Source organism: Streptomyces sp. NPDC101194, from assembly GCF_044767885.1.
In the GTDB taxonomy this organism is placed as follows: Bacteria; Actinomycetota; Actinomycetes; order Streptomycetales; family Streptomycetaceae; genus Streptomyces.
Window position 1 is genome coordinate 1,337,127 of record NZ_JBIWOS010000002.1, and the last position, 11,822, is coordinate 1,348,948.

At 72.4% G+C, this 11,822-nt stretch carries 7 protein-coding genes; 3 read left to right on the forward strand and 4 right to left on the reverse strand.

Annotated features, from left to right (window positions below; genetic code table 11):
- Positions 1-2: 2 nt before the first annotated feature.
- The 4 genes from ACIRP2_RS12775 to mce form a co-directional block, all read right to left on the reverse strand.
- On the reverse strand, positions 3-1,034 hold the full coding sequence (locus ACIRP2_RS12775) for an ATP-binding cassette domain-containing protein (RefSeq protein WP_404249230.1): 1,032 nt from the start codon (positions 1,032-1,034) through the stop codon (positions 3-5).
- Between the two features lie 129 nt (positions 1,035-1,163).
- The gene (locus tag ACIRP2_RS12780) at positions 1,164-2,102 is read right to left on the reverse strand and encodes a cellulose-binding protein (RefSeq protein ID WP_351084964.1); all 939 of its coding nucleotides are present in this window, start codon (positions 2,100-2,102) and stop codon (positions 1,164-1,166) included.
- Positions 2,103-2,286: 184 nt separating this feature from the next.
- Positions 2,287-6,114, reverse strand: a complete 3,828-nt coding sequence (gene scy / locus ACIRP2_RS12785) for a polarized growth protein Scy (protein ID WP_404249233.1) — start codon at positions 6,112-6,114, stop codon at positions 2,287-2,289.
- A 242-nt stretch (positions 6,115-6,356) separates the two neighbouring features.
- Positions 6,357-6,785: a methylmalonyl-CoA epimerase gene (gene mce / locus ACIRP2_RS12790; RefSeq protein ID WP_351084960.1), complete on the reverse strand. Its 429-nt coding sequence runs from the start codon at positions 6,783-6,785 to the stop codon at positions 6,357-6,359.
- A gap of 135 nt (positions 6,786-6,920) precedes the next feature.
- Between mce and ACIRP2_RS12795 the strand changes: the two genes are divergently transcribed.
- The 3 genes from ACIRP2_RS12795 (at position 6,921) to ACIRP2_RS12805 (ending at position 11,803) form a co-directional block, all read left to right on the forward strand.
- Positions 6,921-8,120 (forward strand): acetyl-CoA C-acetyltransferase, encoded by a 1,200-nt coding sequence (locus ACIRP2_RS12795; protein ID WP_404249236.1) that lies wholly within the window; start codon positions 6,921-6,923, stop codon positions 8,118-8,120.
- 73 nt (positions 8,121-8,193) lie between these two features.
- A complete protein-coding gene (meaB, locus tag ACIRP2_RS12800) occupies positions 8,194-9,150 on the forward strand; it encodes a methylmalonyl Co-A mutase-associated GTPase MeaB (protein WP_404249238.1) in 957 nt (318 codons plus the stop codon).
- A gap of 181 nt (positions 9,151-9,331) precedes the next feature.
- Positions 9,332-11,803 carry a protein kinase gene (locus ACIRP2_RS12805; protein ID WP_404249240.1) on the forward strand — a complete coding sequence of 824 codons (2,472 nt, stop codon included), beginning with the start codon at positions 9,332-9,334 and terminating at the stop codon, positions 11,801-11,803.
- Positions 11,804-11,822: the final 19 nt, after the last annotated feature.

Consider the following 11,822-nt stretch of genomic DNA (forward strand, 5'->3'; position numbering starts at 1 on the left):
CGTCACACTCCCTTGCCGGTGCCGGAGGTGCCGGGTGCGCCCGGCGCGACGTGCCCGGCACCTCCGTCGGCCGTCCGCCGGTCGTACTGATCGCCCCAGTGCGGGCCCACGGGCGCTGCCTCGCTGAGGTCCGAGTGCGCGTGGTACTCCACGGAATCCGCCGTCATCTGCATGAACGCCTCCTCCAGCGAAGCCCGCTGGGAGCTGAGCTCGTGGAGCACGATCTGATGCCGGGCGGCGAGTTCGCCCAGCGCCTCGGTGGTGGCGCCGTCGATCTCCAACGTGCCGCCGCCCGCCTCCACCACGACCATGCCCTCCTCGTGCAGCACATCGCGCAGCCGTTCCTGCTGCGGGGAGCGCAGCCGCACGTAGCTGCGCGAGTTCCGGTGGATGAAATCGGCCATCGAGGTGTCGGCGAGCAGCCGGCCCTGGCCGATCACGATCAAGTGGTCCGCGGTGAGTGCCATTTCGCTCATCAGATGCGAAGAGACGAAGATCGTCCGGCCTTCCGCGGCGAGCGCCTTCATCAGATTGCGGATCCAGTGGATGCCCTCGGGGTCGAGGCCGTTGACGGGTTCGTCGAAGAGCAGCACCTGCGGGTCGCCGAGCAGTGCCGCCGCGATGCCCAGCCGCTGGCCCATGCCGAGCGAGAAGCCCTTGGACTTCTTCTTCGCCACCGCGCTCAGACCCACGGTGTCCAGCACCTCCGCGACCCGGCTCTCCGGGATGCGGTTGCTCTGCGCGAGACAGAGCAGATTGTTGTACGCGCTGCGCCCGCCGTGCATCGACTTGGCGTCGAGCAGCGCACCGATGTACTTGAGGGGCTCCGCCAGGTCGCGGTAGTGCTTGCCGTCGATGCGCACCGAACCACTGGTCGGGTTGTCGAGATCGAGCATCATCCGCATCGTCGTGGATTTGCCCGCCCCGTTGGGGCCCAGAAAGCCCGTCACCATTCCTGGCCTGACCCGGCACGAGAGCCGGTCGACGGCGACCTTGTTGCCGAAGCGCTTGGTGAGACCATCGAGCTCGATCATGCGTTCACGCTAGAACGGCCGCGCGCCCGGCGCCACCACAAGGGCGGAACCGGGCGCGCAAGGAGTACAAGTGCGGTACTGCGGAGTCGGCCGGACTGCTGAGAGGTCAGCGAGTCCGCGCCGGGTGGCTCAGCGGGTCTGCTGGGCCGGGACGCCGCGGGTGGCCGGCTCGTCGTCGGCCGGGGCACCGGCGGCGGCCACCGCCGCACCGGTCAGCGTCGCCAGCATCTCGCGGACGTTGGTGAGCTGGGCGTTGATCGAGTCGCGGCGGTTGGTGAGCGCCGCCAGCTCGCGCTCCGACTCGCTGCGGATCCGGTCGGCCTTCGCGTTCGCGTCCGCCACGATGTCCTCGGACTGGCGCTGCGCGGTCTCCACCGTCTGACGGGCCCGACGCTCGGCGTCCGTACGGAGCTTCTCGGCCTCCAGGCGGAGCTGCTCGGCGCGGTGCTCGATCTCGGCGAGGCGCTTCTCGGCCTTGGCCTGACGGGACGCGAGGTCGCGCTCCGACTGGTCGCGGCGCTTGGCCAGGTTGGTCTCGAAGTCCGCGGCGGCCTGGGCGGCCTTGGCACGGGTCTCCTCGAAGAGGGCGTCAGCCTCCTCGCGCTTCTGCGCGGCGTCCTTCTGGGCTTCCGTACGCAGCGCGCCGGCCTCACCCTTGGCCTTCTCGACGATGCGCACGCCCTCGTCCTCGGCCTTCGCCTTGCGCTCGGCGGCGAACGACTCGGCGTCGTTGCGCACCTGCTGGGCGGCCGACTCGGCGAGCTCACGGTGCTGCTCGGCGGCGCGACGGGCCTCCTCGCGCAGGTCCTTCGCCTCCTCCTCGGCCAGGCGGAGAATCTTCTCCACACGTGCGCCGAGGCCGGCGTACGACGGCTCCGCGTCGTTCACCTGGGCCTGGGCGTTCTGCGTCTCGAGGTGGAGCTCCTCGATGCGCTTTTCCAGAGAAGTGATGCGGGTGAGAGCACTATCACGATCGGCGACGAGCTTGGTAATGCGGTCGTCCACCTGACCGCGGTCGTATCCACGTCGCACGAGCTCGAAGCCGAAGGGGGAGGAAGGGTCGCTCATGAGGTTCCTGTCGAATGAGACCGGTGAGGTGTTAGGGGGAATCCTAGGGGCCCGGACGGCGTGTCATCGAGTGGATGCCCGTTTGATCTGGAGAATGACACCCCTTTTGAGTGGCTGACCCCCGCAACTCTTGCCACTCTCGGGGTTGAACGTCCTTGACGAAGCACGGGAGATGACAGGACGACTACCCCTCGGACGACTTGCCACTCGAACGAGTTCCGGCCGCGGCCCCGGCTCTGACGCCACCTGCGGCGCCGCTGCCCGAGCCCTTGCCGCTGGTCGGCGTCTCGAACGACTCCAACGCCTCCAGTACGTCCTGGACTCGGGAGATCTCGGTGTTGATGTCCTCGCGCCGACGCACCAGCAGATCGAGCTCGCGCTTGCCCTCGTCGACCGTGCGCTTCGCCTCCGCCTCGGCGTCGGCCCGCAGCTTCTCGGCCTCGCGGACCAGCGTGGCCTTCTTCTGCTCGGCCTCCTTCAGCAGTGACTCGGCCCGCTTCACCGCCGCGATCCGGACCTTGCTCGCCTCCGAATTCGCTTCCGCCAGCAGCTCCTTGGCCTTGGCCGCCGCCTCGTCGCGCTGCTCGGTCGCCGCCTTCATCAGATTGTCGACGCGCTCGCCCGCCGTCTTCATCTGCTCGGAGGTCTCCCGTCGGGCCCGGTCGTGCAGCTCCTCGATCTCGCCCTCGATCCGGGCCCTGAGCTCCTCGGTCCGTTCCCGGATGGCCGTGGCGTCCCGACGCGCGCCGACCAGCAGTTCGTCCGCGTCCGTACGGGCGCGCTCCACCAGGGAGTTGCCCTCGACGGTCGCCTCCGAGGTGATCCGCACGGCCTCCTTGCGGGCCGCGCCGACCATCGTGTCGGCCTGCTCCTCGGCCTCGGTGGCAGCGCGCAGCGCCTCCTCCTGGGCCTTGTCGACGAGTTGGTCGGCCTGCTCGGCGGCATCGGCACGGCGCTTCGCCGCGGCCTCGCGCGCCTCGTCCAGCAGCCGGTCCGCCTCCTGACGGGCCTCGGCCCGCATCTGCTCGGCCGCGGCCTCCGCCTCGGCACGCACCCGCTCCGACTCCTCGCGGGTACGGGCCGCGTGCTCCTGCGCCGAACCGACGGTGGCCGCCGCCTCCGCGCGCATCCGCTCGGCCGCGTCCGCGGCCTCGTCCGCCACCCGGGCCGCCTGCTGCGTCGCCTCCTCGACGAGCCGGCCGGCCTGCTGCGTCGACTCCGTGCGGATCCGCTCGCCCTCGCTCGTCGCCTCGCCCACCAGCCGGTCGGCCTGGGTCGCCGCGTCGGAACGCATCCGATTGGCGTCCTCGCGGGCCTCGGCCCGGCTGCGCGCCGCGTCCTGCTCGGCCGAGGCCAGCGCGTCGGACGCCTCGGTGCGCATCCGCTGGCTGTACTCCGCGGTGTCCGCGCGCAGCCGCTCCGACTCGCTGATCGCGTCGGCGACGGTCCGCTCGGCCATCGCCTTCGCGGCCTCGGACTCCTCCTGCGCCTCCTGGCGCACCCGGGACGCGTCCTCGCCGGCCCGCTCCCGCTCCGCGTGCGCGTCGGCGCGGACCCGGTCCGCCTCCTCCTGCGCCTCGGACTTCGTCCGTTCCGCGACATGCTCGGCGGTGGAGCGCAGCCCGGCGATCTCCTCCTCGGCCTGCTCCTGCAGCCCGCTGACCGAATCCCGTACCTGCTGAGCGGTCTGCTCGGCCGTGGAGACCAGCTCCGTCGCCCGGCTGTCCGCCTCCTCCACCAGGCGCTGCGCCTCGGCCTGCGCCTCCTCGACCCGCTTGCGGGCGGAGGCGAGGAGCTCCTCGCTCTGTTCGCGGGCGCGCTCGCGCTCCTGGTTCGCCTCGGTGCGTGCTCCGTCGAGGGTCTCCTCGGCCTCCCGGCGGCGGCGGTTGGCCTCCTCCTGGGCGGCGGCCAGTGCCTCGGCAGCCTCCGCGCCCACGCGCTCCGCGGCCGCGGCGGCCTCGGACCGCACCCGGTCGGCGGTCTCCTGCGCCTCGGACTTGAGCCGCTCCGCCTCGGCGGCCGCCTCGCCGCGCAGCCGCACGGCGGTGGACTCGCCCTCCGCCCGCGACTGCGCCGCGTCCGCCGCGGCCTCGTCGCGCAGCCGCTCCGCCTCGGTCTCGGCCTGCTCCCGCAGCGCCCGCAGCCGCTCCGCGGCCTCCGCGCGCAGCCGCTCGGACTCCTCGTTCGTCTCACGCCGGATGCGCTCCGCCTCGGCGCGCGCGTCGGTGAGCGCCTGCTCGGCGGTGGTGACCCTGGTCTCGGCCTCGGAATGCAGCCGGGCAAGCTCCTCGGCCGCCTCCGCCTGCCGGGCCGCGACCGCACGCTCGGTCTCCTCGCGCAGCTCCTGCGCGGCCTGCTCGGCCCCGGAGGTGGTGGACCGGGCCTGCTCCTCGGACTCGCCGCGCAGCTCCTCGGCCTCGGCACGGGCGCGTTCCAGCGCCTCCTCGGCCTGCTTGCGCAGCGCGCCCGCCCGCTCGGCCGCCTCGTTGCGGACCCGCTCGCTCTCGGTGGACGCGGTGCCGCGCAGCTCCTCCGCGTCCGTCTTCGCCTTGGACAGCAGCTCCTCGGCGGACTTCGCGCCCTCCTCGATCTGCTGCAGGGCCTCGCGACGGGCCTCGCCGCGGATCCGCTCGCCCTCGGCGACGGCCTCGGAGCGCAGCTGCTCGGCCTCGCCGCGCAGCCTGCGCGCCTCCTCCTGCAGCTCGACCGTCTTGGCCCGGTACTCCTTGGTGTCGTCCTTGGCCGCGCCCTTGAGCTGATCGGCCTGCTCGGCGGCCTCGCCGCGCAGCCGGTCCGCCTCGGCCTCCGCCTCACGGCGGATCCGGTCGGCCTCCTCGCTCGCCGCGCCGGTGGTGGACTTCGCGTCCTCGGACGCCTTGGTCAGCACCTCCTCGGCGGCCCTGGCGGCCTTGGCGAGCTGGGCCGCGGCGTCCTCGGCGGCGGCCGTGCGGGCCTTCTCGGCCGCCTCGGACTTCAGCCGGTCCGCCTCGGCGCGGGCATCGGCGAGCGCCTGCTCGGCCTCCGCCTTGAGGTTCTCGGTGTCCTTGGTGGCCTCGCCGACCAGCCGGGCGATCTCCGACTTGGCGGTACGGGTGCGCTGCTCGTTCTGCGACTCGGCGGCGGCCAGCCGCTTGACGGCGGCCTCCTTCGCCTCTGCGGTGACCTTCTCGGCCTCCAGCCGGGCCTCCCGCAGCCGGGTCTCGGCCTCCTGCATGCGCTGCTCGGCGGCCCGGTTCAGCTCGGCGGTCTGCTGCCGGGTCTGCTCGGTCTCGGCCGTCGTCGACGAACGCAGCCGCTCGGCATGGCTGGTGGCCTCCTGCGCCTGGCTGGAGGCGGCGCTCAGCAGCCGCTCGGCGTCCTTGCGGGCGCGCAGCAGGATCGACTCCGCCTCGGCACGGGCGGTTTCCGCCTCGGAGCCCAGCCGCTGCCGGGTCTCGTCGGCCAGCCGGCCCGCCTCGGCGCGCGCGGCCGTCAGGGACTGCTCGGCCTCGGCCCTGGACTCCTCCAGCAGCCGGCGCGCCTGGGACTCCGTCCGGGCCCTGAGCTGCTCGGCCCAGGCGACGTTCTCGTTGACATGGGACTCGACGGTCTGGCGGCGCTCGGCCAGCTCCTGGTCCAGTTGCTGGCGCCGCTGCACGGCCTCGTTGTGCAGCTCGGCCTGGAGCCGCGCCTGGTGCTCGGCGTGTTCCTGCAGGATCCGCTGCGTCTGCGCACGGGCGTCGCGGAGCTCCCGCTCGGCGTCGGTCCGCAGCTGCTCGGCCTGGATCTGGGCATTACGGAGCAACTGCTCGGCCTGGTAACCGATGTCCGCGCTGTCGTAGGCGGGACGGGTCGCGAGATTGCGCCGAGCCTCGTGCAGCTTGGCGCGCAAGACCTCGACCTGGTAACCGAGGTCCTCGGCGTGCTGGACGGCCTTCTCCCGGTCGGTCTTCAGCCGGTCCATCTCGGCCTCGAACCGCGAGAGATGGTCGTCGTCAGCTCGGTGGCTCTCCTGGCGTTCGTAGCCCCGCACTGCGCGGTCCCATCCTTCCCCGAGCTCTCAACTTCTTCCCCAAACTCTCAACTTCGTTCGAGCAGGGGATGCCCCACTGAGCAGGGGAGACCCCAACCCTGGTCGCAACTCTCCAACGAGTACCGTTCGCCGGCGAGCGGTCCCCCGGGGAATGGTGACAGATCAACGGCTGGGGACGCGGCGCGGCCCCGACCCGGCCCCGGCCCGGAACGGCCCACTCTACCGGGCCGGGTATCCGGTGGTCAGTGCTCAGCTGCGGACGTGACCAGTTCGGTGAGGACGCCGTGGCAGTCCTTGGGGTGCAGAAAGGTGATGCGTGACCCCATGGACCCGGTCCTGGGCTCGTCGTAGAGCACCCTGACCCCCTTCTCCCGGATGTCCGCGGCGTCGGCGTCGACGTCCGCGGTGCCGAAGGCGATGTGGTGGACGCCCTCCCCGTTCTTCGCCAGCCACTTGCCCACGGCCGAGTCCTCCCGTGTCGGCTCCAGGAGCTGGAGGTAGGAAGCGCCGCCGTCGGACGTATCGTTGATCTTGAGCATGGCCTCCCGCACGCCCTGCTCCTCGTTGATCTCGGAATGGAACACCTCGAACCCGTAGGTCGATCGGTAGAACTCGACGGTCGCGTCGAGGTCGGAACAGGCGATCCCGATGTGGTCGATTCGCGTCAGCATGGAACCAGTGCAGCGCCCCGCCGATGGTTACGCAACGTGCGCGCCATCACACCCGCTGCCGGATGACGGGTGGGGTACCGCTCAGTACATTCATGTAAACCCTCGTTCACTCCTCATCCCAAGGGGCTGCCCCTCATGTCAGGAACGACCGGTACCACCTCAGTGATCGTCGCGGGCGCGCGTACGCCCATGGGCCGCCTCCTCGGCTCGCTGAAGAGCTTCTCCGGGGCCGACCTCGGCGGTATCGCCATCAAGGCCGCGCTGGACCGGGCCGGTATCGGCGGCGACCAGGTCGAGTACGTGATCATGGGCCAGGTGCTGCAGGCCGGTGCGGGCCAGATCCCGGCACGCCAGGCCGCGGTCAAGGCGGGCATTCCGATGAACGTTCCCGCGCTCACCGTCAACAAGGTGTGTCTGTCCGGGCTCGACGCGATCGCGCTCGCCGACCAGTTGATCCGTGCGGGTGAGTTCGACGTCGTCGTCGCCGGCGGCCAGGAGTCCATGACGAACGCCCCGCACCTGCTCCCGAAGTCCCGCGAGGGTCACAAGTACGGCGCGATCGAGATGCTCGACTCGATGGCGTACGACGGTCTGACCGACGCCTACGAGAACATCCCGATGGGCGAGTCCACCGAGAAGCACAACACCCGCCTGGGCCTGTCCCGCGCCGATCAGGACGAGATCGGCGCCCTCTCCCACCAGCGCGCCGCCGCCGCCCAGAAGAACGGGCTCTTCGAGGCCGAGATCACCCCGGTCGAGATCCCGCAGCGCAAGGGCGACCCGGTCCTCTTCTCCAAGGACGAGGGCATCCGCCCGGAGACGACCGCGGAGTCCCTCGGCAAGCTGCGCCCGGCCTTCACCAAGGACGGCACGATCACCGCGGGCACCTCCTCGCAGATCTCCGACGGAGCCGCCGCGGTCGTCGTCATGAGCAAGGCCAAGGCCGAGGAGCTGGGCCTGGACTGGATCGCCGAGATCGGCGCCCACGGCAATGTGGCGGGCCCGGACAACTCGCTCCAGTCGCAGCCGTCCAACGCCATCAAGCACGCCCTGAAGAAGGACGGCCTGGAGGTGGCGGACCTCGACCTCATCGAGATCAACGAGGCGTTCGCGGCGGTCGCCGTCCAGTCGATGAAGGACCTCGGCGTCACCCCGGACAAGGTGAACGTCAACGGCGGCGCCATCGCGCTGGGTCACCCGATCGGCATGTCCGGTGCCCGGGTGGTGCTGCACCTGGCGCTGGAGCTGAAGCGGCGCGGCGGCGGCACCGGCGCGGCGGCGCTGTGCGGCGGCGGAGGGCAGGGCGACGCGCTGATCATCCGCGTCCCCAAGTAGGCAGGAACGGCCGCGGCAGGCCGTACGTAGTACGTAGTGCACGTGGAACACGCAGCGAGCGAACGGAGCGGTGATGGTGGACGTCCCGACCCTGGTCGAGCAGGCCCGTGCGGGCAGGCCGCGGGCCGTGGCCCGGCTCATCTCCCTGGTGGAAGGGGCGTCGCCGCAGCTGCGCGAGGTGATGGCGGCCCTGGCGCCGCTGACGGGCAACGCCTATGTCGTCGGCCTCACCGGTTCACCCGGTGTCGGCAAGTCGACATCGACGTCGGCTCTGGTCTCCGCCTACCGGAAGGCGGGCAAGCGGGTCGGCGTCCTGGCCGTCGACCCGTCCTCCCCGTTCTCCGGCGGGGCGCTCCTCGGCGACCGGGTCCGGATGTCGGAGCACGCCTCCGACCCCGGCGTCTACATCCGCTCGATGGCGACGCGCGGGCATCTGGGCGGCCTGGCCTGGTCGGCACCGCAGGCGATCCGGGTACTGGACGCGGCGGGCTGCGAGGTCGTCCTGGTGGAGACGGTCGGTGTCGGTCAGTCGGAGGTGGAGATCGCCTCGCAGGCCGACACCTCCGTCGTCCTGCTGGCGCCGGGCATGGGTGACGGCATCCAGGCGGCCAAGGCCGGGATCCTGGAGATCGGCGACGTGTACGTCGTCAACAAGGCCGACCGGGACGGCGCGGACGCCACCGCGCGCGAGCTCAACCACATGCTGGGCCTCGGCGAGTCGCGAGGGCCCGGCGACTGGCGGCCGCCGATCGTGAAGACGGTCGCCGCCCGGGGCGAGGGCATAGACGAGGTCGTCGAGGCCCTGGAGAAGCACCGGGCGTGGATGGAGGAGCACGGGGTGCTCGCCGAGCGGCGCACGGCGCGTGCCGCCCGCGAGGTCGAGACGATCGCCGTCACCCGCCTGCGCGAGCGGATCGGTGATCTGCACGGCGACCGCCACATCGGCGCGCTCGCCGAGCGCATCGTGGCGGGGGGCCTCGACCCGTACGCGGCGGCGGACGAACTGGTGGCAGGACTCACCGAGGCCTGATCCGACGGTTCGACCGGACGGGACGACCGGGCTGGACCGGGAGCGGCGTGCGGGCCGCCCCCGGGGCCGCCGGGTCGTCCCGTCCGGCGCTGCGGCCGATGACGTGTCCGTGGCAGGATTACCGCCGGACACGAGCACGGGGTGTCCGGCGATTCATGCGTACCGACGGGGGGAGTGGCGCATGCTGGGTCCGCTGCGGGAGGACTCGCCCGGACGGATCGGGCCCTACGCGATACGGGCCCGGCTCGGCGCGGGCGGCATGGGGGAGGTCTTCCTCGGATCCCCGGAGAGCGGCGGCGACCCGGTCGCCGTCAAGACCGTCCGCCGCGACGTGGCCCGGGATCCCGGCTTCCGCGACCGCTTCCGCCGCGAGATCACCGTCGCCCGGTCCGTCGACGACCCCCGTCTGGCCCCGCTGCTCGACGGGGACGCGGACGCCGAGGTGCCCTGGCTCGCCACCGGATACGTGGCCGGACCGACCCTGGCCGCCGCCGTGCGCGGGGCGGGCGCGATGGACGAGGCCGAGGTGCGGATGCTCGGCGCCGGACTGGCCCGCGCGCTGACGGCCGTCCACGCGGCCGGGATCGTCCACCGCGATGTGAAGCCCGGCAACGTGATGCTCGCCGCCGACGGGCCGCGCCTGATCGACTTCGGGATCGCCCGCGACTTCGGCGCGACCCCGCTCACCACCACCGGCCGCATGGTCGGCAGCCCCGCCTTCATGTCCCCGGAACACGTGGCGGGCAGCGGACGCGTCGTTCCCGCGTCCGACGTGTTCTGTCTCGCCTCCGTGCTCTGTTACGCCGCCACCGGACGCGACCCCTTCGGGGACGGCCCGGTCGCGGCCGTGCTCTACCGCGTCAAGTACGTCGAGGCCGATCTCGACGATGTGCCGGAGGCGTTGCGCGCCGTGCTGGACCGCTGCCTGGTGGCCGACCCGGCCGCCCGTCCGGCCGCCGCCGAACTCGCGGAGCTGCTCGACCCCGGCGCGGCGGAGCGGTGGCCGGAGGCGGTGGCCCGGCACATCGCCGAGCACGAGCGCGAACTGGACCGGGTCGTCGCGCTGGACGGTCCGCTGCTGCCGGGATACACACCGACCGAGGTGGCCGCCGGGCGTCACGTCGAACCCCACCGACTGCCCACTCGGGGAACCGACTTCACTCCGGGCCTGCATGTCGCGCCCACCCAGGGCCCCGGCCTCGCCCGGCCCCCGCGCCGCTCCCGGCGCACCCTGGGCGCGGCCCTCGCCGCGCTGATCGCTCTGGGGGCGGCCACCGGGGGCATTCTGGCCTGGCGCAACGACCACGGCACGCCCGATGACACGGCGGGCAAGGACCGTTCACCCGTCGTCGGCAGAATCGTGGCGGGCGTGGACGAGAACGGCGGCCCGGACGGCTCGGGCACGGTCCCCTATGGCCGCGACGTGCGCCCGGCGGGGTGGACGAAGCCGTGGAAGGGCAAGTTCTCCGGGTCGCCGATCGGTTGCTCCGCGGGCCGTGACGTCGTGGTCTGCCGGAAGACGGACGGCACGTACGAGGCGCTGTCGGCGGCGGACGGGCACCGGATGTGGACGCTGGACGCGGGGGAGACCACTCGCTCGGCGGGCTGGGGACCCCGGGGCCAGTTCTTCATGCCGGCCGGAGCCACCCGCCCCAGCGTGTACGACGACACCGTCCTGCTCGCCGCGGGCGACCGGCTGCAGTCGCTGGACGCCCGTACGGGGGCGGTCCGCTGGACGGCCCGGTCCGGCGGGGCGCACGACCTGGACAGCGCGCCGCTCGTCGTCGGCGACTCGGTCTTCGCCTCGACCGCACCGACGCCCGAGGGGGCGGCCCTCGCCGCGTACGACCTGAGGACCGGCGCCGAGAAATGGCGCAAACCGCTGGCCCCTCAGACGGTCTCCAACGCCCAGCACGGCAACTTCTGGCCGGTCGCCACCGATGGCAGGGTGGTGTACGCGGTCGGTGAGGACGCGCCCAGGGCGTACCGGCCGAAGGACGGCGCTCTGCTCGGCACGGCCGGTGGCGAGGCCGTGCAGGAGGCCGTCGAGCGCAACACGGGCTGCGGGGACCTGCGGGTGCGTGACGGGTCCGCCTTCTGCGCGACGTACGTCTCCGGCGGCGACCCTTCGGGCCACGGCGACGACATGCATCTGCTGCGGTTCTCGGCGGGAACCCTCAAGACGCTGGGGCGGATCCCGGTGGATCCCGCACTCGTCGGAGAGGCGACGCTCACCGCGCTCGACGACCGGGTGATCACATTCCGCAGGAGTGGCGAAGGGGTGCCCGACGAACTCGTCGTCGTGAGCCGTGACAAGGGCCGGACCCTCGGCAGGTTCCCGCTCGGCGGGAAACAGGCGCAGGGCATGAGCAACCCCGTGTCCGACCCGTTGATCGTCGAGAGCACGCTGGTCTGGGCCGACAGCACGTCCTTGTACACGGTCCCGATCCGCCGGGACGGCGCCCTGGGGGCCCTGGCGCGGACCCGGATTCCGGGCGCCCCGGGCCCGAGCCGGACACCGACGTACGACTCCGTCACCGAGGGCGTGTACCTGGACAAGGAACTGCTCGACCCGCAGGTGCTGCCGGTCGGCGGTGTCGTGCATGTCGTGTACGACGACGGCACCACGGTCTCCGTACCGCTGCCCGAGTGAACCGTCCGGCGAACGGCGA

Coding starts and splice junctions, on each gene's coding strand:
- mce (WP_351084960.1), bottom strand. CDS start 6,785: ATGCTGACGCGAATCGACCACATCGGGATCGCCTGTTCCGACCTCGAC.
- ACIRP2_RS12775 (WP_404249230.1), bottom strand. CDS start 1,034: ATGATCGAGCTCGATGGTCTCACCAAGCGCTTCGGCAACAAGGTCGCC.
- ACIRP2_RS12805 (WP_404249240.1), top strand. CDS start 9,332: ATGCTGGGTCCGCTGCGGGAGGACTCGCCCGGACGGATCGGGCCCTAC.
- ACIRP2_RS12795 (WP_404249236.1), top strand. CDS start 6,921: ATGTCAGGAACGACCGGTACCACCTCAGTGATCGTCGCGGGCGCGCGT.
- meaB (WP_404249238.1), top strand. CDS start 8,194: ATGGTGGACGTCCCGACCCTGGTCGAGCAGGCCCGTGCGGGCAGGCCG.
- ACIRP2_RS12780 (WP_351084964.1), bottom strand. CDS start 2,102: ATGAGCGACCCTTCCTCCCCCTTCGGCTTCGAGCTCGTGCGACGTGGA.